The sequence below is a fragment of the Pseudomonas sp. N-137 genome, from assembly GCF_034555295.1.
Taxonomy (GTDB): domain Bacteria; phylum Pseudomonadota; class Gammaproteobacteria; order Pseudomonadales; family Pseudomonadaceae; genus Aquipseudomonas; species Aquipseudomonas rhizophila.
This window is the reverse complement of record NZ_JAXUDQ010000008.1, coordinates 13103-33282: the sequence shown is the minus strand read 5'-3', so window position 1 is coordinate 33282 and position 20180 is coordinate 13103. Positions and strand designations below refer to the sequence as shown.

The 20180-nt window shown below is 61.2% G+C and carries 15 protein-coding genes; 3 read left to right on the top strand and 12 right to left on the bottom strand.

Annotated elements, in window-relative coordinates; all coding sequences use genetic code 11:
* Nucleotides 1-31: 31 nt before the first annotated feature.
* On the bottom strand, nt 32-961 hold the full coding sequence (locus T3A99_RS07980; RefSeq protein WP_047230390.1) for an AraC family transcriptional regulator: 930 nt from the start codon (nt 959-961) through the stop codon (nt 32-34).
* 327 nt (nt 962-1288) lie between these two features.
* Here T3A99_RS07980 and T3A99_RS07975 point away from each other — a divergent pair, with 327 nt between their 5' ends.
* Together T3A99_RS07975 and T3A99_RS07970 are read left to right on the top strand one after the other, a co-directional pair.
* Entirely contained in the window at nt 1289-1642 is a 354-nt protein-coding gene (locus T3A99_RS07975) for a putative quinol monooxygenase (RefSeq protein ID WP_107321945.1), read from the top strand.
* Nucleotides 1643-1683: 41 nt separating this feature from the next.
* Nucleotides 1684-1929 (top strand): hypothetical protein, encoded by a 246-nt coding sequence (locus T3A99_RS07970; protein ID WP_322834198.1) that lies wholly within the window; start codon nt 1684-1686, stop codon nt 1927-1929.
* Nucleotides 1930-2044: 115 nt separating this feature from the next.
* On the opposite strand, the gene T3A99_RS07965 is transcribed toward T3A99_RS07970, so the two are convergent.
* The 7 genes from T3A99_RS07965 to T3A99_RS07935 all read right to left on the bottom strand — a co-directional run bounded on the left by T3A99_RS07965 (nt 2045) and on the right by T3A99_RS07935 (nt 10532).
* The gene (locus T3A99_RS07965; protein WP_107321946.1) at nt 2045-2665 is read right to left on the bottom strand and encodes a flavin reductase family protein; all 621 of its coding nucleotides are present in this window, start codon (nt 2663-2665) and stop codon (nt 2045-2047) included.
* A gap of 339 nt (nt 2666-3004) precedes the next feature.
* Complete coding sequence (locus tag T3A99_RS07960; RefSeq protein ID WP_322834197.1) at nt 3005-3376, bottom strand: heme utilization protein; 372 nt, start codon at nt 3374-3376, stop codon at nt 3005-3007.
* A 302-nt stretch (nt 3377-3678) separates the two neighbouring features.
* Nucleotides 3679-4998 (bottom strand): MFS transporter, encoded by a 1320-nt coding sequence (locus tag T3A99_RS07955; RefSeq protein WP_047227120.1) that lies wholly within the window; start codon nt 4996-4998, stop codon nt 3679-3681.
* 296 nt (nt 4999-5294) lie between these two features.
* On the bottom strand, nt 5295-6440 hold the full coding sequence (locus T3A99_RS07950; protein WP_322834196.1) for a CfaE/CblD family pilus tip adhesin: 1146 nt from the start codon (nt 6438-6440) through the stop codon (nt 5295-5297).
* Nucleotides 6437-9124: a TcfC E-set like domain-containing protein gene (locus tag T3A99_RS07945; protein ID WP_076383661.1), complete on the bottom strand. Its 2688-nt coding sequence runs from the start codon at nt 9122-9124 to the stop codon at nt 6437-6439. The genes T3A99_RS07950 and T3A99_RS07945 overlap by 4 nt, the downstream gene beginning before the upstream one ends.
* Before the next feature lie 65 nt (nt 9125-9189).
* Nucleotides 9190-9687: a CS1 type fimbrial major subunit gene (locus tag T3A99_RS07940; RefSeq protein WP_047227118.1), complete on the bottom strand. Its 498-nt coding sequence runs from the start codon at nt 9685-9687 to the stop codon at nt 9190-9192.
* An 89-nt stretch (nt 9688-9776) separates the two neighbouring features.
* A complete protein-coding gene (locus T3A99_RS07935) occupies nt 9777-10532 on the bottom strand; it encodes a fimbrial protein TcfA (RefSeq protein WP_047227117.1) in 756 nt (251 codons plus the stop codon).
* Nucleotides 10533-10866: 334 nt separating this feature from the next.
* Here T3A99_RS07935 and T3A99_RS07930 point away from each other — a divergent pair, with 334 nt between their 5' ends.
* On the top strand, nt 10867-11196 hold the full coding sequence (locus T3A99_RS07930) for a hypothetical protein (RefSeq protein WP_139049252.1): 330 nt from the start codon (nt 10867-10869) through the stop codon (nt 11194-11196).
* 118 nt (nt 11197-11314) lie between these two features.
* On the opposite strand, the gene T3A99_RS07925 is transcribed toward T3A99_RS07930, so the two are convergent.
* The 4 genes from T3A99_RS07925 to T3A99_RS07910 form a co-directional block, all read right to left on the bottom strand.
* The gene (locus tag T3A99_RS07925; protein ID WP_274089956.1) at nt 11315-12655 is read right to left on the bottom strand and encodes a sigma-54-dependent transcriptional regulator; all 1341 of its coding nucleotides are present in this window, start codon (nt 12653-12655) and stop codon (nt 11315-11317) included.
* Nucleotides 12648-14414, bottom strand: coding sequence for a sensor histidine kinase (locus T3A99_RS07920; protein ID WP_322834195.1), 1767 nt, complete (start codon nt 14412-14414; stop codon nt 12648-12650). Before T3A99_RS07920 ends, T3A99_RS07925 begins: the two co-directional genes overlap by 8 nt.
* A 77-nt stretch (nt 14415-14491) precedes the next feature.
* Nucleotides 14492-17305 carry an RHS repeat-associated core domain-containing protein gene (locus tag T3A99_RS07915; RefSeq protein WP_139049255.1) on the bottom strand — a complete coding sequence of 938 codons (2814 nt, stop codon included), beginning with the start codon at nt 17303-17305 and terminating at the stop codon, nt 14492-14494.
* 65 nt (nt 17306-17370) lie between these two features.
* Nucleotides 17371-20178 (bottom strand): RHS repeat-associated core domain-containing protein, encoded by a 2808-nt coding sequence (locus T3A99_RS07910; RefSeq protein WP_322834194.1) that lies wholly within the window; start codon nt 20176-20178, stop codon nt 17371-17373.
* Between the last annotated feature and the right edge of the window lie 2 nt (nt 20179-20180).

Sequence of the window (20180 nt, the reverse complement as noted above, 5' to 3'; positions counted from 1 at the left end):
TGAGGCCGGCACAGCCAACCCAAAAATCAGCTCAGACGGTCATCCGCAACCGCGCCAGATCCCGCAGCGGCGGCGCGCCGAACAGGCGGCTGTACTCGCGGCTGAACTGCGAAGGGCTTTCATACCCCACCCGATACCCCGCCGCCGAAGCTTCCAGCCCTTCGGCCAGCATCAGTCGCCGGGCTTCCTGAAGGCGCAGTTGTTTCTGGTATTGCAGCGGGCTCATGGCCGTCATGGCCTTGAAGCGGTGATGCAGGGTCGAGACGCTGAGGTTCACTTCCCGGGCCAGGTCATCGATGCGCAACGGTTGCTCGAAATGGCCATTGAGCCATTTGATCGCCTGGCTGATGCGATGGCTCTGACTGTTGGTAATGGCGATTTCGTACAGCCGATAGCCCTGAGGGCTGCGCAGCAGGCGGTACAGAATCTCCCGGCGCACCAGGGGCGCGAGCATGGCGATGTCTTTCGGGCTGTCGAGCAAGCGCGTCAGGCGCAACACGGCGTCGAGCATCGGCGTGTCCAAGCGTTCTACATACAGGCCGCGACCGGTGGGGCGCGTCGGTACGCCGAGGGGGCCTGCGTCGGCAATCAGCGCGGTGATTTCCGCCGGATCGATGTCCAGGCGCAGGGCCAGGATCGGCTGATCGGGCGAGACGCTGGCGATGCAACCACTCAGGGGCATCGAGACCGAGACCACCAGGTAATGGAGCGGATCGTAGTTGAACAACTCATCCGCCAGGCGCACCTGCTTGCTGCCCTGGGCCATGATGCACAGCGCCGGTCGCGCCAGCACCGGTGCGAATTGATGGGCTTGACTGTGGCGCGACAGATTCAGCGAGTCGATGGCCGTGGCGTAGTTGCCGTCTTCACTGGTATTGCGGGCGATGATCGACGCCAGTTCGGCGCGCTGTTGTTCCAGATACGTGTCCAGCGGGACGTGGGCGTGGTCAAGCGGCGACATGCCGGAATCCTCGGGAAAGGGGGAGCGATGAGCAGAGCTTATGTTTGTGCAAGTTGCAGGGGTAGCCACATCCTGTCGAAAGCTTGCCTGATCCTGCACGGTGCATCGATTCACCAAGGCTTAATGTGACAAAAACTTGCTTGAAACCTTTTGTTTCAACTTTCCTGGATCCTCGCGAATGGAGGACCGATTGGGTCCCGCTTTCGCGCAGGATCGTGCAATGGGTCGGCAGGAATCGACTAACGAGCCTGGTGTCGTGACGCTTAACCTTTGATCCTGTCGCAGCCTGTCCCGGGCTGCACAACGGATTACCTGGGAGGGTTGAACATGTCTACACAGATCCCCGTCAGTCATATGGCCTTTGTGCGGGCCCGTTCCGGTTGCTCCAAGCCATTGGGTGCACGCCTGAGTACGCTGATCGCGCCTTCGCGCCAGGCTCCCGGATGCCTGCATTTTGCCTTACAGCAATCGCAATGCGACGCCGATCTGTGGCTGGTGTCCGGGCTCTGGGTCAATCAACAGGCGATGGATGCTTATTTCAACTCACCGGCCATGGCGATCTTCGCCGAGCTGGTACAGGACCTGGTGGTGAGCAGCCTGGATTTCCACACCTTCCGGGAAGTGTCCGCCGCCCAGGCGACCGAAGGGTGCCTGGCGAAGGTACACAAACTGGCGGGTTGAAGGTTTAATGAGCGTCATTTTCCATCGCCAGGATGCGCAATATGGCACGTAAAGCCTTTGAAACCTTCGAAGCTGTTTCCGCGGTCGTTTCCAAAGAGGGCGGCGGCTACTACGCGGCGATTGCCACCAAAGCCATTGGTGGTTCCGGTGCACCGCGTTTTAACAAGGTGCTTGAAGATCAGACGTTCAAGACGGCCACTGATGCCGACTCGGCGGCGGCCATTGAGTTGACCCATCTCAAGGGTGTGGGCGATGAGGGCGAGCTGATCTGGAACCCGCGAGATTAACGTTATGGGAGCAAGGCTTACCCGCGATGCAGTCACCTCGGTTCAAAAGACAGGCCGCGTTGTCTTCATCGCGGGCAAGCCTTGCTCCCACAGATAAACGCTGTGTCGTGCACTGCTATTGAGGACGGTGCATCTTGAACAGCGCCTCGGGACCCAGCTGGAAATAATCCGCCGGCCCGCCGCCGCGCAAAATCGGCTCGGCGGCGGCGGTGTCGTATACCCCATCCTTCAACAACCATTTGGCGATATGCACGGCGACCACCTCGCCGAGAATCAGCCAACTGGGCACCAATGCCTTGTCCGCGCGCTGCAACTGGATGATCTGGGTGACCTTGCATTCGAAGGACACCGGGCTTTGCGCCACGCGTGGCACCTGGATCACCCGTGATGGCGCTGGCGTCAAACCGGCCAGTTCGAATTCATTGACCTTTGGCGCGACCATGGCGCAGCTCTGGTTCATCTGCTCGGCCAACGGGCGTGTCGCCAGGTTCCAGGCGAATTCGCCGGTCTGTTCGATGTTGTTCAGGCTGTCTTTGCGCCCGACGCTGCAGAAGCCGATGATCGGCGGAATGTAGTTGAAGGCGTTGAAAAAACTGTAGGGCGCCAGGTTCAGGTGCCCTTCGGCGTCCTGGGAGGAAATCCAGCCGATGGGGCGTGGGCCGACGATGGCATTGAACGGGTCGTGGGGCAGGCCGTGACCCTGGGCGGGTTCGTAGTAGTGGATGTCGTCGGGCATGAGGCGAGGGTCCTGGGGATGGATTTTGAGGATGTTGTGGATAGTGCAGGGGGCGACTGTTTTTGTCAGCACCTGGCAAGCCTGCCCACTCATTTGCTCTTCAGGGTTCACGGAACTTTCGTCTGCCACACAATCCTGTGGGAGCGAGCCTGCTCGCGATGACGGTGTAGCAGGGGACGTAGGGGTTGAATGTGCTGACCTCTTCGCGAGCAGGCTCGCTCCCACAATTTGTTCTTCAGTGAGACCACTTTTGTGTTGGGCTTGAGGCTGACCGTTTTCCTGTACCCCAAAAACAACTAAGCCCGGCCGAAGCCGGGCTGTGAGAGAGCCTCGTTGGGATTAGCTGAGAGAGGCGGTGTTGGTGCGGTCAAAGCCGTCTTCAGCGATAGCGTTCGAGCCAGTGCGGTCAAAGCCGTCTTCAGCGATAGCGTTCGAGCCAGTGCGGTCGAAGCCGTCTTCAGCGATAGCGTTGGAGCCAGTGCGGTCGAAGCCGTCTTCAGCGATAGCGTTCGAGCCAGTGCGGTCAAAGCCGTCTTCAGCGATAGCGTTCGAGCCAGTGCGGTCGAAGCCGTCTTCGGCGATAGCGTTGGAGCCGGTGCGGTCGTAACCGTCAGCGGCAATGGCCGACTGAGTGCGGTCGAAGCCATCGGCGGCGAAGGTGTTGGCGGCCAGTACGGACAGGGTCAGGGCGAGGATCAGTTTGGTTTTCATGGTCGTTCTCCGAAGTGGTTGGCGTTGATCGCCTTGGGTGTGGAATTCATATTACGCTTGTTAAATCGATTAAAAAGCGCAAAAAAACGCTCAAACAAATCGTATTTATCGATTGGTTGCTCGTTGTTACTGATCGGCGATAAATGTCATCACCGGCGTACCCGAACAACGTTTTGGTGAGGATGAGGATGTAGGGCGGGCATTAACCAGAGATTAATGTCGGATAAATCTTCGGACACGAGGCACAAAAAAAGGGGCGAACCTGTACAGGTTCGCCCCTTTCGTGTGTGCGTGTACGCAGGTCAGTCGGTCAAGATCCGCGAATGCTTGCGGGTGTCTTTCATGGTGATGTAGACCAGCAGCGACACGGCGATGCACGCCGTCACGTACCAGTAGTAGCCGGTTTCCATGCCGATGCTCTTGAACCACAGGGCGATGTATTCAGCGGTGCCGCCGAAGATCGATACGGTCAAGGCGTACGGCAAACCGACGCCCAGGGCGCGGATCTCGGTGGGGAACAGCTCGGCTTTGACCACGGCGTTGATCGAGGTGTAGCCGCTGACGATGATCAGCGCCGCCATGATCAGGAAGAACGCGCCCCACCAGGTCTGGATGGTGTGCAGGGTGGTCAGGATCGGTACGGTGAACAGCGTCCCCAGGATGCCGAAGGCGATCAGGATCGGCCGCCGACCGACCTTGTCCGACAAACCGCCGATCAAAGGTTGCAGGCACATGAACAGGAACAGGGTGGCGGCGGAAATGGTGGTGGAGTCGGAAATGCTCATGCCGACCGTGTTCACCAGGTATTTCTGCATGTAGGTGGTGTAGGTGTAGAACGCCAGGGTGCCGCCCATGGTCAGGCCGACCACAGTCATCAACTCTTTTGGATGGCGCATCAAGGTGCGCATGGCGCTTTCCTTGGCTTTTTCCTTTTTGGTGAACGACTCGGTTTCTTCCATGCCGCGACGCAGGTACAACGCCACTATCGCGCACAACGCGCCGATGGCGAATGGAATGCGCCAGCCCCAGGCATACAGCTCTTCGGTGGTGAGGAACCGTTGCAACACGATCAGCACGCCGAGGGCGATGAGTTGGCCGGAGATCAGGGTCACGTACTGGAAGCTGGAGAAGAAGCCGCGACGTTCCTTGGTGGCCATCTCGCTCAGATAGGTTGCCGAGGTGCCGTATTCACCGCCCACCGATAGGCCCTGAAGCAAGCGGGCCACTACCAGCAGGATGGGGGCACCGACGCCGATGGTTTCATAGCCGGGGCTCAGGGCGATGATCAGCGAGCCGAAGCACATCAGGTACACCGAGGCCATCAGCGCCGCCTTGCGGCCGGCGCGATCCGCGTACAGGCCCATCAACCAGCCACCGATCGGACGCATCAGGAAGCCCACGGCGAAGATCGCGGCGGTTTTCATCAGTTGCGCGGTGGAGGACCCGGCCGGGAAGAATACTTTGGCGAAGTACAGCGAGAAAGCGGCGTAGACGTACCAGTCATACCACTCGACCATGTTGCCGACCGAACCGCTGAAAATCGACTTGATCCGGCTGGCAGTGGTTCTTTCACGGGCGGGCGCGGCGGCCGACCCGAGGGGAAGGGCGTTGGAGTTATCCATTGAAGGATCCTTCGTTTAATTGTTTTTGTGGAGCGCGTGGGAACGCAGCCTGCCAGGGCTATAGCAGGAGCTGTGCCAGGTGGGAGAAGGCCGGTCTAGAGGGGTTTTGAACGCTGGGTGAGCGGATTGGCGCTCATTTTTGCTGTGGAATGAGCGGGAATCCGCTCATCCTTGAGGTCATCATTCTTGGCTGCTGGCCTCATCGCGAGCAGGCTCGTTCCCACAGGGTTCTGTGTATGCAGGTCCAATGTGGGAGCGAGTCCGCTCGCGATGGCGCGGTACCGACACCCAAAGGCTCAGGGCGACGAGGTTGAAGGCGTGAACTCCAGGTTCAACTCTCCCCGATATTGCCCGGTATTCTTGTCGATCTGCCGGAACTGCGGTGTCTCCAGGGTGATCGGCCAGGGTGTGCACACGACCGGGAAGGGGACGTTGGGCAAGCGCACGGCGCGGATATCGGCATTGTTGATACCGGTAAAGGTCACCGGTTGACCTGAGACATGCTGTGTCTCGCCCAGGTTGGTGGTGCGGGTGCGAACCCGGTATTCGATACGGTTACGTTCGTCCGTCCCCCCGGAGGTGTGCTGCACGAAGAAGCGTCCAGCCATGCCAGGTACGGGGTTTTTGTCGGTGACGCGCATTTCGAAACGCTGGCTGTTGGAGTTGTAGCCGTCGTAGAGGCAGGCATCGACGACAGCCTGGCCGGAGACGATACCGCCGGGGCCATTGATCAACGGGCGGGTGCGCAGGTTCAGGTCCACCTGCGGGGTGCTGATGCCGTGGGCGGGCAGGTAGATCTGCACGTTATTGTGATCGGTCACGTCCAGCTTGAAATCGACGGTGTAGATATGGGCGTCTCCGATTGGCTGCGAGTAGAACCTCCTGAGCTTCATGACCAATTGCGCCGTCCAGATGCCACCGGCAGGCAATTTGGCGAGTTCTGACCGAGGAATCCAGAGGGTGGAGGCCGTACCCGTCGCATCCACTCCCTCGCAATTGCCATGTGATGTCGAGGTCAGCATCCAGGTGCTGGAACCCCACACCCCGCAGGGGCTGTGGATCGGGAGTCTGCGTGTAATGTTGCCTTTGACGGTCAGAACCACGGACAGTCGGCTGCGTTTCTCCGTGAAACGCAGCTTTATCTCGGTGGTGCCATATCTGCCTCCGGTGGTGGTCAGGCACTGGCCTGTTGCTGGATCGGTGTTGGACAGACAGACAAAATGCATTGTCTTATAGCCTGCGCCTGCCACGGGCTGTTCGTGCCAGCCATGGGTCATCCGCGTCCAGATGTAATGATCGGCGGGCGGGGTCGAGCGGTCGAATTGCAGCATCTCGGATTGATAGTGGTTGCTGGGATGGATGTCCCCGAGCGCCGGTAGCGCAGCGAACGCGCCAATCAGTGCGCCAAGGCGACGGGCCCAACGGTGAAAGATCAGATTCATGGCTGGTTTCTCTTGTCTGACGATAACGCGGCGCTGCGGCGCGCGGTCCAGCGTTCCAGTCGGTCGGGGTCGCGCAGGTCTCTGGGCAGAGCGTCCAGGGTGGTGCTCTGGCAGGTCAGCGTGCCGACCTGGCGCAAGCTGCTGCGAGCGGTGGCCGACTGCACGGCGCAGGCATGCACACCGTTCAGGTCCAGGGCGAACAACGGTTGCGGGGGTTTGTTGAGATCGACGACGAAGCTGCCGTCCTCGGCGGTTTCCATCATCGCTGCGTTGAGGATGGCCGCCTGTGCCAGCGGTTGTCCCCGGGCGTCCACCAGGCGTCCGATGTAGGTGTAGCTGAGGCTGGACTCGATGCGCTGTACCGCCAGCTTGCCGGGTGGCAGGAACCAGTCGCGGCTGCCGTTGCCGACATTCACCGAGCTCAGGTTCTGGCGCGAGGCATCGGCATCGCTGATGCGAGTCTGGGAGACCTCGAAGCCATTGATCGGAATCAGCCGTTTCTCGCCGAAGCCGATGCTGGTCTGGGCGCCGTAGCCGCCACTGACCTTGGCCGCGGCGCCGGTGGCGTTTTCCATTGGCGCAGCGACGATGCCGACGGCGGCACCAGGGCCTGTGCCGCCCTGGCCGGGGCCCCAGAAGAAACCTTCGCGCCCCAGTGCCAGGGAGGAAGAGTGGTTGCCGCTGAGCCCAGGGCGTGAATCATGCCGGTCACCGCCGCGCTGTGACATCGCCAGGCTCGTTTCGCCCCAGCTACGTTCGAGTCGCCCGGCCAGTTCGGCGTCCCAGCGGCCCAGGTCGTCGTAACCCAGCCCGGTATTCATCTCGTTGCGACCTTGCTCGCTGTCCCAGACACGGGTATGGGCCAGGCTGGTCCGGACGCTGTCGCTGGCGGCCTGCTCGCGGCGCGCGTCCAGGCCGACACTGGTCTGCCGGAAGCCACCGGATGTCGAGCGCTGGTTATGGGACAGACTGAGGCTCAGGTACAGGCCGTGGTCGGTCGGCCGATTGCCGCTCTGATTGCGAAACGCGCCCACGCGGTGCGTGAGGTGGAACTGGCCCAGGCGATGCCCGCGGGAGAACCCCACCTGCAGGGTGCGGGCCCAGGTGGCGGTGGTCAGTTCGTCGGTCAGGTCCGGCTCGCCGGGCAACGTGTTCCAGTAGTAGGACGGATTCACCTGGGCATAACGGTTGTAGCTATAGCCAGCGGTGAGGGCGCCGCCGGCCAACGGCAGCGATGCGCTGGCCGTCAGCGATTCGTTGCAGCCACTCTGCTGGTAGGTGCGGCGGTTGTGCTCGCAGGACGGGCTGCGCAGCGAGTAGCGATAGAGGTTCCAGGACAGGCCATGGTTGAACGTGAACTGCTGGCTGTTGCCGCTCGCCCCGTCGTTGCCCTCCAGGAGGGCGGCCGACAGCGACCAACTGCTGGCGCCCAGCGTGCCGGCCCAGTCCAGGCGGCTTTCGTTGTAGAACGCGGTGTCCAGCCAGGTGATCGCGCTGGTGAGCGCCAGGTTATCGAGCAGCGGTACCCGCAGGCCGGTCTGGGCCACGGCGGCGGGATCTTGTTCGTACAGGGAATGCTCGGCCGTGCGCCCACCCTGTAAAAACCATTGCACGGTGTCATCCCCCAGGCCGTTGCCGTCGGTGCGGCTGAAGGGCACGGTTTCGGTACGGGTTACCTGGCCGTTTTCGATCACCCGCAGGGTCACCGGATAACTGCCGTTGGGGAAGGTTCGGGTGTCGACGTTCTGCACACCGGCATCCAGATAAGAAGTGGAGAGCAGTTCTTCGCCGCGAAAGGCATCGACGCGGGCGCGTTGGGTCAGGATCAGGGAGATGGGCGTGCCCTGTCCGACGACGTCGCGATTGAGGTAGGCCAGGGTGGTGCCGACACGGGCGCCGTCGATCCGGCCCAAAGGCAGCAGGCTGAAGTTGAAGTTGCCGCCTTCGGCGCTGGACAGGTTGCTCATGTCCATGCGTCCCGCCTGTGCGTAGTGTTCACGGTCGAAGTCTCGCCGGTAGTAGGCGTTGTTGAATTCCAGGTTGCTGTCACTGCCGCGCTTGTTCTGGTTGGCCTGATAGGTCCAGGTGAACCCCAGGTGACTGTTTTCTCCCAGGCCGAGTGCGCCGAGGCCGCTGGCACCCAGGGCGCGGTAACTGTCGGACTGGGCGATATTGATGTTTTGCCGGTGGACGAGGGCATTCTCTGCCTCGCTCGGCGTGTGCAGCCGCAGGGCCGAGGCCTCGTTGGTCGGCAGCCAGTCCTTGCGCAGCAGGACCTGGAGACGGGCGCCGGCCTCATCGAGAATCACGGCCACTGCCTCGGTTTCGAGATAGCCGCAACTCGCCTCGCTGGCCAGGCCGTAGGAGCAGGCCAACTGGCTATTGCTGGGCAAGGGCTGTGACAGTAATGGCAGCAGTTCCTGAGGCGAGGCCAGTACGCCGGCTTCCACCAGCAGGGCCGCGATGCGCTCAGGCTGCTTGAATTCGATCCGGCCGGGCTGGACCAGCACCGGGTGCACGCCGAGATTGCGGTTGAACAGTTGTAGTTCGAGCTGTTCCACCTGCCCTTCGACCAAGGCTTCGAAGCCGGCCGGCACCTGAGTCAAGGCGTCGGTCGCGGCCCAGGCGCCTTCGGCCAGCGCCCATGAAAGGGAGATGGAGATAGCTGTGAAGTGGCGTTTCATACGTGGCCTTGATGCAGGAAAGGGGGTACGACGACGCCGTACCCCCTTGGGAGGAACGGTTGTGTTTACGGTTGCTGAGTCAGCACCAGGCTGACGATGCCTTCATAGCGGCCAGCGTTTGCGATAGCGCCAACGGTGGTTTGCTTGATCTCCAGCATCTGCTCGATCGAGCCGCTGGTCGGGTCGCCACCGGGGAACAGGTCGGCCGCCGACAAGGCGACGCCGGTGGTGCTTAGCGTTCTGCCACCAAAGGTGACGGACAGGGGAACCGCGGTGGAAGCCGGGTTGGTCATGTTGGCCAGGACGGGGCTGGTGATCAGCCTGATGGTCATGTCCTTATCGGTGTCATTGCTGAAGACCCGCGTGCCCAGACGCGTGGGTTGCAGACCCGCACCCGGCAGGTAGCTCATCTCCATGGAGGGCGGCAGGGCACTGCCATCGGATTGGAGCAACTCCAGCGTCGGATCGACATCGGCATAGACCAGAATGCTTTTCTCAACCGCCAGGGCGGGCATCGAGACCAGTGCGGCCAGTGCCAACGGGGCGAATTTGAGCAGTTTCATGGGGTGTTTCCTCTTTTCTATGGGTGAACAGGGGCCCAGCCATGTGCAGGCACATGGCTCAGATTGAAAAATGTGAGGGGGGGAGTGGGTTACGGCAGCACGGCCAAAGTGCGTGGCCGTTTGTCGTCGCTGGTCACAAAGCGCATGAGCAGATTGCCGCTTGTGCCGGATGTCTGGACAGGGAGCGTGCTGCCCGGATACAGGCTGCGATTGACATCGTTCCAGAGGCAGTCTTTTTCGCCCTTGACGTCGGTGCAGCGTCCGACCTGCAATACACCGATGCGCACGTTGCCGTCATTGCGTAGCGCTTCACCGCTTTGTTGCAAGCCGACGCTCATTTGACGGTCATCGGGCAGTAGGCGCACGAGCGCGCCCCAGATCAGGTTTACGCCGATTCTGGGTTGCGTGCCTTGCGGGTCGTCGTCTTCTGCCGCCAGATCCTGTGGAGCGGCCACTGGCTCGAAATAAACCCGGTAGACGGTTTCCTCGCTGGGCATCGCCTGCGCGATAATCCGTACCGTGCGGCTGGCGCCGGGAGCGAGTACCGTGCGTTGTGGCGACACGACGATACCCTTCGTATCGGCCGCAGACACTGGGCTTTCGTGTTCATCCGGCGTGCCCGGGCGCTGGATCTGGACCACACTGACCTTGATGTACTGCACCTTGTCCGACTTGGAATGCAGCTGGATCTGTCCAATGCCATCCTGCTCGGCGCCGATCGTGCTGGTCATCGGATAAACCACCAGATTGGCGGTCGCCGGCGACGATAAGCCGAACGCCAGCATCAAAAGCGCCAGCTTGCCCAAGGCAGCCCAACGGTGGGTAAACGTTTGATTCAAATCCATGTCAGACCTCAAGTAAAAAAGCTAAAAACTCAACGTTATTCAATGCGTCTGCTGAAGCGCTCTTGCCTTCGATGAAGGTCGGTGACGAGAGGGAAGAGTCTCACGACTAGAGGCGAGCTATATTTACGACACTTCCTTTTGTGCTACAGATGCTTCTCTGTTCCATGTAGGAAATTTCCAGAGTAGATTCCAGCCCTGACGCTCCGACACGCTTGCTCCCGTGATTTGAGGTGACTTCCCGGGTGTACAGCGTCGGTACGGGCCATGGTGGTGACTCCTGTGAGGCGAAGATGATTGCTGTTTGTCCGAATTATTTTGGTGGGATAGTTACACCATGTCAATAGATTTGGTGGGATATATCCACGTTCGTCTGCGCGAGGAGATTGACCGTTGTGGGTTGTCATTGGCCGCGGCATCCCGTGCCGCTGGTGAATCCAGCCCGCAGCGTTTGAAAGAAGTGGTATCGGGGCGGCAGAAATGTCCGGCCGATCTGGTGGCCAAACTGGTGGTTATCGGCGTGGACGCGCAGTACGTCCTGGTCGGTGAGCGCGCCCAAATCGCCAAGCCGCCATTGACGCCTGATGAGGAAATGCTATTGGAGGCCTACCGGGCACTGGACGTGGGCGACCGGAAACGAATGCTCGCCGGCTTGATTTCGGGCTAGCGGGCAGCCTCATCGCGAGCAGGCTCGCTCCCACATTTCGACCTGTGTACACATCACTTCTGTGGGAGCGAGCCTGCTCGCGATGAGGCCAGTACAGCCGCCACAAAAAACGCCAACCCTACAAAAACATCTCCCGACTCAATCCATGCCGCTGCATCTTTTCATTGAAGGTGCGACGCGGCAGCTGCAATTCCTCGAGCACTGCTTTCACATCGCCCTTGTGCCGCGTCAAGGCGGCGCGCAGGCATTGAGCTTCGAAGGCTTCCTGCTGGGCGGCGAGGGATTGGCCTGGCTCCGTGTCGAGGACGCGGGGTTGATCCAGTCCCAGCAGGTGACGCTCGGCGACGTTGGCCAGTTCACGCACATTGCCCGGCCAGTCGTGGCCGAGCAAATGGCTCAACTGCGCACCGCTCAAGGGCACGGCGGGGCGACCCAGGCGTTCGGCGGCGTTGTGGGTGAAATGATCGAACAACAAAGGAATGTCCTCGCGCCGTTCACGCAATGGCGGCAGGCGTAGCTCGGCGACGTTCAGGCGATAGGCCAGGTCTTCGCGAAAACGTCCGGCGCGGGCTTCGTCGAGCAGGTCGGGCTTGGTGGCGGCGATGATGCGCAGGTCCACATGGATGCTCTGGTTCGAGCCCAGGCGTTCGAGCTTCTGTTCCTGTAGCACCCGCAGCAACTTGACCTGTTGAGCCAGGGGCATGCTCTCGATTTCATCGAGAAACAGCGTGCCGCCGTCGGCGTATTCGAGCTTGCCGATGCGCTTGCCCTGGGCGCCAGTGAAGGCGCCGCTTTCATGGCCGAACAGTTCAGCCTCGAACAGCGGTTCGGGAATGGCCGCACAGTTCAATGCCACGAAGGGTTTGTTTGCCCTGGGACCGAAGTCGTGCAGGCAACGGGCGACCAGTTCCTTGCCGCTGCCGGTTTCGCCGCGGATCAACACGTTGACCGGCAGTGTCGCCAGGTCCAGCACCTGGCGACGCAGGTTTTGCAGCGCCCGTGAAACCCCAAGCAGTGTCCCATCGAGCTTGTCCTTGACGTCGGCCTGCTCGTGCAGACGACGGTTCTCCAATACCAGCGTGCGCTTGTCCAACGCCCGGCGCAGGCTGCCGAGCAGGGTTTCGGGCGTGAAGGGTTTCTCCAGGAAATCGTAGGCGCCGTCGCGCATGGCTTCCACGGCCATCGGCACGTCGCCGTGGCCGGTCAACAGGATCACCGGCAGGTCCGGGTCGCGTCGGCGCACTTCGGCCAGCAGCTCCAGGCCGCTGAGCCCGGGCATGCGCACATCGCTGACAATCACCCCCGGGAAATGTCCTGGCAATTGCGCCAGGCATTCTTCGGCGCGACTGAACAACTGCACTTCAAAACCCGACAGGCTCAACCATTGCTCCACGGCGCTGCGGATGCTGGCCTCGTCGTCGACGACGATGACCTTTTTCAATGTGCAAGGGTTAAGCATGCAACTGCGCCTCCTGATCGATCGGCAAGGTCACGCAGAACTGTGCGCCGTTTTCATGGTTGTCCGCCGTCAGTCGTCCACCGGACTCATGAATGATTGCAAAGGAAACCGCCAGGCCCAAGCCCAGGCCGTCGCCCACTGCCTTGGTGGTGAAGAACGGGTCGAATACCTGGCTCAGGTGTTCCTCGGCGATCCCGGTGCCGCTGTCACTGACCGTCAGGCGCCACAATTGCTCATCGGCTTCCAGGCGCACTTCCAGGCGTTTGAGCGGCTGGCCGGCCATGGCATCGAGCGCGTTGCGCAGCAGGTTGATCAGCACCTGTTCCAGACGGATTGCATCGCCACGCACCCACGCCGGGCGGGTCAGGTGCAGCACCGTACTGACCTGTTCGTCCCGCAGGCGTGTGTCCAGCAGTTGCAGTGCCTGATCCACCACCACCGCCAGGTCGAGGCGTTCGCGCAGGCCGCTGGGGCTTTTGCGGGCGAAGGTTTTCAGGTGGCCGGTGAGGGCGGCCATGCGGGTCAGCATGTCGTCCAGGGGTTTGATGGCTTTGTAGGCATCATCGACCCGGCCATGGTCCAGCAACAGGCGCAGGGTTGCCAGTTGCATGCGCTGGGCCGTCAACGGTTGGTTGATTTCATGGGCCAGGGCCGCCGACATTTGTCCCAGGGCCGCGAGTTTGGCCGATTGCACCAGGCCGTCCTGGGCGGTGCGCAAATCCCGGGTGCGTTCTTCCACCAGCCGTTCGAGTTCTTCACGACTGCGCTGGCGCAGCTTCGCCAGGCGCCAGCGCTGGTTGAGAAACAGCAGCAGAAACACCAGGGCCAGCCATAACCCGGCGGCGGCGAGCCCGGCGTTGCGACGGTCTTCGAAGGCGATCTGCGGGCGGCGCAGCAAGTGCAGCGTCCAGCCTTCGGTGGTCAATGGCAGGGACTCCCACAGGTAATCCACGGCACCGTCGGGGGCCGTGACCCGGGCCAGATGACTGTTGTCGTCAAAGCGTCGCAGCGGCTCGACGGCCAAGGGTTGCAGCGGTTGCTTGTCGTATTGGCGAGTGGCCTTGAGCTCGGCGTGGTCGCTGTCGGTCAACGGCTGCAAGTGGCGATAACGCCAGCCCTCTCGGTTGGCGATGAAAATGATGCCTCGGGCATCGCTGACCAGCAGGGTGTCGCTGCCCTGCCGCCATTCGCGTTCCAGCTCGGGAAACTCCAGCTTCACGACCATCGCCCCCAGGAACTCACCGTTGTCGTCGGTCACTGCGCTGGACAGGAAGTAGCCCGGAATGCCACTGGTCACGCCCACCGCATAAAACCGTCCGGTGCCCTGGGTGCGGGTCTGGAGGAAATACGGCCGAAAGCCATAATTGTGTCCGACATAACTGCTGGGCAGGCGCCAGTTGCTGGCCGCGACGGCCAGGCCGGTGTGGTCGAGCAATTCCAGTGTGGAAGACTTTGCGGCACCGTTGATCTGTTCCAGTTTGCGATTCAGCGCGTCCTGTTGCGCGGTGCTGACCGGCCCCTTGAGGGCCGAGCGCAACTCGGGGTCCAGCGCCAGCACGGCGGGCAGGGCGCGGTAGCGTTCGATCAGGGTATGCAGGGAGTTGGCGTACAACGCCAGTTGCTGGTTCGCACGGCTGGCATCCTCTTCCAGTGCCTGGCGTTCGGCGTGCCGCACGGCGAGGGTGGCGGCAATGATGGCGCCGCTGAGGATCAGCAGGGTGTACAACGACAGACGCAAGGGACGAGGCATTGCCGGCATATGACTGTTTCAAGGACTGGGCAGGGACAGGCACGATAGCATGCCGTCTGCCCGCGGTGATGCGCCTCGCTCCGGCGTTATCGGAGCATGCTTTGTGTCTTCCTCAAGCGGCCGATGGTTGCTTCCATCTCCCTTCTCAGGCTTTGAGGCGTGTCGCCACTGGACTGGCCGATTACTTTGCTGAGCGGTCGGTAGGTATTGACTGCGTCAAGTTCCGCCTCGGCAAACAGCGTCTCGATGTGGGCCATTTGTGCGTTCAATATTTCCACCATGCCGTTGATGTGCGCATCTGCCCGAGCGATTTTCTCCTCGGTCAGTTCATGGCTTGCGGCGCCAATTTCATGAATGATCTCAATGGTTCCCAAAACAATGCTGGTCACGGCTCCTATTTCGCTAGAGGCCACGGTTCCTGTGGCTTTCAGCGCGATCTTGGTGCCAGTGCTGGTCACTTCCTTTCCCGCTTTCAGGACGTTTTTCTGGGTGGGCGCGCTGACGGCGTGGGCCAGATCCCGGGCTTTTGCCTTGGCATAGTGAAAGAGGTCAAGATTCTTGTATTCGCCTTTCTTGACGATTTTTTCAGGGTCCAGTTTCCGGCTCTTGAAGTTGACCGCTGCGCTCAGGCTCAATCGTTCCAGCGCATAATCCAGGCCAACGCTCACCGCTTTGCTGGTGACGAACCCCAGCGCGGCGCCCATGACGATGCCGGGTGGTCCCGCCACGCTGCCCAGCGCCGCGGCGCCGAAGCCTACCGCGAGTCCCGTTCCGTAGCTGACAACCTGTGCACCGACGTGACTACCCACACGTACCGCAGAGGCCTGGGCGTGCGCTGTTGCCGAGCGATGGCTGGCCAGTTGAGTTTGCGCTTCGCTGGCTCTGCGTGAAGTCAGCTTCATGATGTCCGTGAACTTTTTGATCTCCCTGTCCAGCCGGTTATAGTTTTTCCAGCGTTGCCAATAGGCTGCGCTCTGCGCTTTTCTAGCGTCTCTCTGCGCCGGGGTCTCTAGTATCAACCCTTGGTAGTCGGTCAACGTCATCGGGTTATTGCCGACAAATCCATACAGATTCAACCCATCCACATCCCCCGCCGGGTCCGCACTGACCCAGCGCTGCAACCACGGGGCGTAGTAACGCGCGCCGTAGTAATACAGCCCGCTGCTGTCCATTTCCTTGCCTGAATAACGAAGGGTCTTGTAGTCGACTTCAATTCTGGAACGAGCGGCGTGCCAGGCGGTGCCGCCAAAGGGGTAGTAGTGCTCGAGGCTGATCAAGGCGCCGTGACGGTCCAGCTCCAAGGTGCTGGAACCCAAATGATCGTCGAGGGTGTAGCGCAATTGGTCGGCTTCGATGTCGCTTGGCTGGCCGGCTTCCCAATGCAGGCAACGAACACTGCCATGGGCCAATGCACAGGTGACCACGTGCAGTTGTTCGCCGTGGCTGCTGGTGCGGATTTCAAGGCCTGGCAAATATCGCGTTTCGTGGCGAGTGCTGGCGGTGGTGTGGGTCTTGCTGACCCGTTCGCCCTGGCTGTAGAGGCAGGTTTCGTCATCGTTCAGCAACCCGTTGTCGCGTTTGAGCAACGTGACTTTAGTGAGCTGGTCGCGGGCGTCCCACACCAGCGACTGCGCGCCGCGTTGCAGGTAAAGCTGGTTGCCATGGGCATCGAACAGCGCGTCGAAATCCGGCTCCGGATCGCCTTCGGTCCACTGCACGCCTCGGTTGCTGTGAGGGTCGATGCGCAGTGTCCGGGTGTGATTGTTGCCGTCGCGAACATGGCGCAGTCGGGTCAGGTTGTGGCTGGTGTCGTAGTCATACAGCTGGGTGTAGTTGAAACGGTGGCCGGGGGCGATGGGGACGATCGGCTCGGGTAAGCCGGGATGCAGCTGAGGTGTCTCGCCCTCGAAACCGCTGGCGCTGATCAAACGGTAGAGCGAGTCGTAGGTGAAGTCGCGATGACCGTCTACGCGCTGGTTGGCAAAGTACAGGGGGGCGACGGTATGGTCTTCGATACGCAGCACATTACCCATGGGGTCATGGAAGTACGTCAGGTTCTGGAGCAGGGCTTGTCCGGGTTTTCCGGTCTTGAGGGTGCTCAGTTGATCGTTGGCCGGGTCATAGGTCCAGCGGCTGGTCAAGCCGTTGGCCGTATCCTGGCGCTCGATCTGGCCCGCGGCGTTGTAGCGGGCGTCCAGCAGAATGGGTTGTGGCGTGTCCTGGTCCCTGAGTTGCAGGTCCACCTGTTTGAGTTGCCCGCCGATGTCCAGCCGCAAGTAATGCCGGTGGCCGGCGGCGTCGGTCTGGCTCACGGGCGTGCCAAGGGCGTCGAGGGTCTGCTCGCAGATGTGGGGGATGGCATCGGCAAAACGGCGGACCTGGCGTAACGGTTCGCCCGTCAACCCGTAACTGTCCAGCTGCACCGTGCCGGAGGGATCGCTCTGCTCAAGCAATTGCCCGCGCAGGTTGTAATCGGCATCAGCCATGGCATCGGCGTAGATGAAGGTGTCGACCTCGGCCCGGCCGTTTTCCTCCAGGGCTATCGGGCGCAACTGAGGGTCATAAGTCACGCGCCAATGATGGGCGCGTTGATCCCAGCGCTGTCGGGATTCACCCGCCAGCCCCGGTAATGTCAGGCGCCATCCGGCATCGACGCTGTCGGTATGCAGCGGCTGACCGGTGAGGCTATGCAGCGTTGTCAGATTGGGTTTGGGCGCCTGACCGAAAAGGCGAGGGTCCCACTGCTCGACGAGGTGGCCGATGCTCTTGTGGTGCTGGCGCGATATCAGCGCGACGGCGGGGGTCGAGGCCTGGTTGCGCAAGTAAGTGGTTTGCCGCACAGGCAAGCCACGGCCGTCCACGGCAACGACGTCTGGAGTGCGCAAATGCACGGTACTCATGGGGCTCTGGCCTCCAGAGGGGTGTCAGTCTGAACCTTGATGCACGAGGAGCCGAGCTGCCTGGATCACGTGGTCATCCATTTCGGGCGGCCCTTGCCATGGCCGACAGGATGCGCATGCCAACTCGCCCACAAATTGTCCGTCGTGCCCATTTCCTTGTAAGCGGTGATTCCCTGCTGCGCGGCCTTGATGTTGGCCAGGGTGGCTTGGGTTCTTTTGCGCAAGGCGGCGCGACTGATCGGTGCCAGGGCTTCCTTGGACGTCATGAAGTTAACGTTGGGCAGCAGGTCTGCGGGGGAGATGACATCGGTGCCTAACGCATCGAAAGCATTTTCGGCCCAGGCAGCGCGTTGCTCCACAGCCGTTTTCCAGTCGGCGAGCAGCGTTTCGATTTTGCCGATCTTGACGGGGTCGAGGCGGTTTTTGATGTCTTCGCCTTCGATGGCCCGGGCGAACATATTGAGTGTGCCGCCGATGATCGGGATCCACGACCCCATCACCCGGTTCATCACGAAGCTGGGGTTGAGGACTGAGTTGAGCGCCGGGTGGATCACCTCATCTTTCATCTGCCGCCAGTTCTTGATGTCTTTAACCGCACCCTCGATACCGAGTCTGCGATCGATCGCCTCAACGGATATTTTTGAGGTCTGCGGTATGAGCGCGCCCACCAACCCTGCGCTATGCACGAACGGATCGGCGATCTCGCCGGCCACATCGCCGCCGACGTTGCCACCGATCAGTCCACCCGTGGTGGTGTAGGGCGTTGTGAAAGGGGCATCAGGCAGCACCAGATCGACCACCTCGCCCCCCAGCACACCTGTCTCATAGCCGAAGACGCCTTTGACCAGCTCTCCCCCCAGATTCCCCATCAGGCTTCTAAACACGCCTTTTTGCTGGATGATGTTGTGAAGCTGCCCGAGCAGTTGGCTGGACTCTCCACTGAGTTCGGAGAGAAAGCCTGAATAAAGCACGATCACGCTCTCGGCTTTTGCCTGCCCGTCCGTATCCACATAACGCAGTGGATTGTTGGCCACGAACGCATACCTGTTCAGCCCGTCCACATCCCCTGCCGGGTCGGCACTGACCCAACGCTGCAGCCACGGCGCGTAGTAACGTGCGCCGTAGTAATACAGCCCGCTGATGTCCATTTCCTTGCCCGAATAGCGCACGGTCTTGTAACTGACCTCTACGCCGGGACGGGCTATCAGCCACGCCGTGGCGCCGAACGGGTAATAGCCTTCGTGACTGATCAGTTGCGCATGCTGATCGAGCTCCATCATGTTTGAGCCTGAGTGGTCCTCCAGGCTGTAGCGCAACTGATCGGTGTCGATATCTGCCGGCTTGCCCGTTACCCAATGCAAGCAGCGGACGTTGATCAAGCCCGTGTCGAGGATGATGATGTGCAGTTCTTCGCCATTGTCCCGGGTGCGGATCTCCAGGCCCGGGAGATAGCGCACGTCCTGAAAATGGTCGCGCTTGGCGGTATGGGTTTCGTGACGTTTGTAGACCCGGGTCCCTTGGCTATAGCGGTAATGTTCTTGGTCATTGGCGGCGGTTTCGCGGTCGATCAGGGTGACCGCTGCCAGTTGGTCCCGAGCGTTCCATTGCAGGTTCTGCCCTGGCTGCAATGCCAGGAGATTGCCATGGCGATCGAACAGTGTGTCGAATGACGGGGCAGGATCTCCAGGCTGGTATCGCACCCCTCGATTGCTGCCCGGGTCGATGAACATCTGCCGGGTGTAGCCGGCACCCTCACGCACATGGGTGAGCTTGGTCAGATTGCCGCCCTCATCGTACTCATAGGTTTGCAGGTAGTTGAGCCGGTTGTTGGGGTCGGTTGGCTGGGGCAGGCCAGGTATATCCGAGGGCGGGCCATCGTCGTAGCCGCTGGCACTGGTCAACCGATAGAGCGAGTCGTAGCTGAAGGCACGATGGCCGTCGACTCGTTGGTTGGCGAAATGGGTAGGCGTATAGGTATGGTCCAGAATGCGGGTAATGTTGCCCATCGGGTCGTGGACATATTCGAAGTCCACCAGTGCGGTGGCCGGGTTTTTTTGTGAACGTTGTCTGAGCAGGCGAGCGCTGGCCGGGTCATAGCTCCAGTGGCTGATGACGCTGTTGCCTGCGTGCTGTTCGATGATTTGCCCGGCGGCATTGTATTGGGCATCGTGCAACACCGTCTGCCAGTCGGTTTGCCCCTTGAGTCGCAACTGCACCTGCTTGAGCTGCCCGGCCAGATCGTAGCGCGACTGTTGCTGGTGTTCACCGGCATCGGTCTGCTCAAGCACAGCCCCCGAAGGCCCGAAGAGACGACGGCTGGTAAACGCCTTGCTGTCGTGAAAAATACGCGTCTCACAGAGCGGCAGGCCGACCAGGCTATAACTGTCCAGAAGCAACGTACCCGAGGGGTCGACCTGCTCGAGCAACCGACCGCGAAGGTTGTGATCGGCATCGGCCGTGGCATCGGCGTAGATGAAGGTATCGACTGCGACCTGACTGTTTTCCTCCAGAGCCACCGGACGCAGTTGGGGGTCATAGGCAATACGCCAATGACTGCCGCGTTCATCCCAGCGTTGCAAGGTTTCACCCGCCAGGCCCGGTAATGCCAGGCGCCATCCGCCATCGACGCTGCGGGTACGCAGCGGCTGACCGGTGAGGTTGTAGTCGTTGCGCAGGTTGGCCGTGTCCGTACCGTAGAAACGTGGGTCCCATCGGGCGATAAGGCGCCCGGCGACGTCATACGCCTGGGCCGTGACCAGCGTTTGGGTGTCGTCGTTCGGCGATCGGCGCCAGTAGTCCACTCGCCTGACCGAGCCTGCTCGTGCGTCAAGTACCGACAGGACCGGTGTACCGCCATGAGTTAGCCTGCTCACTC

What these genes read in the sequence shown, in the direction of transcription:
- T3A99_RS07980 (WP_047230390.1), bottom strand. Translation starts at nt 961, where the DNA reads ATGTCGCCGCTTGACCACGCCCACGTCCCGCTGGACACGTATCTGGAA.
- T3A99_RS07975 (WP_107321945.1), top strand. Translation starts at nt 1,289, where the DNA reads ATGTCTACACAGATCCCCGTCAGTCATATGGCCTTTGTGCGGGCCCGT.
- T3A99_RS07970 (WP_322834198.1), top strand. Translation starts at nt 1,684, where the DNA reads ATGGCACGTAAAGCCTTTGAAACCTTCGAAGCTGTTTCCGCGGTCGTT.
- T3A99_RS07965 (WP_107321946.1), bottom strand. Translation starts at nt 2,665, where the DNA reads ATGCCCGACGACATCCACTACTACGAACCCGCCCAGGGTCACGGCCTG.
- T3A99_RS07960 (WP_322834197.1), bottom strand. Translation starts at nt 3,376, where the DNA reads ATGAAAACCAAACTGATCCTCGCCCTGACCCTGTCCGTACTGGCCGCC.
- T3A99_RS07955 (WP_047227120.1), bottom strand. Translation starts at nt 4,998, where the DNA reads ATGGATAACTCCAACGCCCTTCCCCTCGGGTCGGCCGCCGCGCCCGCC.
- T3A99_RS07950 (WP_322834196.1), bottom strand. Translation starts at nt 6,440, where the DNA reads ATGAATCTGATCTTTCACCGTTGGGCCCGTCGCCTTGGCGCACTGATT.
- T3A99_RS07945 (WP_076383661.1), bottom strand. Translation starts at nt 9,124, where the DNA reads ATGAAACGCCACTTCACAGCTATCTCCATCTCCCTTTCATGGGCGCTG.
- T3A99_RS07940 (WP_047227118.1), bottom strand. Translation starts at nt 9,687, where the DNA reads ATGAAACTGCTCAAATTCGCCCCGTTGGCACTGGCCGCACTGGTCTCG.
- T3A99_RS07935 (WP_047227117.1), bottom strand. Translation starts at nt 10,532, where the DNA reads ATGGATTTGAATCAAACGTTTACCCACCGTTGGGCTGCCTTGGGCAAG.
- T3A99_RS07930 (WP_139049252.1), top strand. Translation starts at nt 10,867, where the DNA reads ATGTCAATAGATTTGGTGGGATATATCCACGTTCGTCTGCGCGAGGAG.
- T3A99_RS07925 (WP_274089956.1), bottom strand. Translation starts at nt 12,655, where the DNA reads ATGCTTAACCCTTGCACATTGAAAAAGGTCATCGTCGTCGACGACGAG.
- T3A99_RS07920 (WP_322834195.1), bottom strand. Translation starts at nt 14,414, where the DNA reads ATGCCGGCAATGCCTCGTCCCTTGCGTCTGTCGTTGTACACCCTGCTG.
- T3A99_RS07915 (WP_139049255.1), bottom strand. Translation starts at nt 17,305, where the DNA reads ATGAGTACCGTGCATTTGCGCACTCCAGACGTCGTTGCCGTGGACGGC.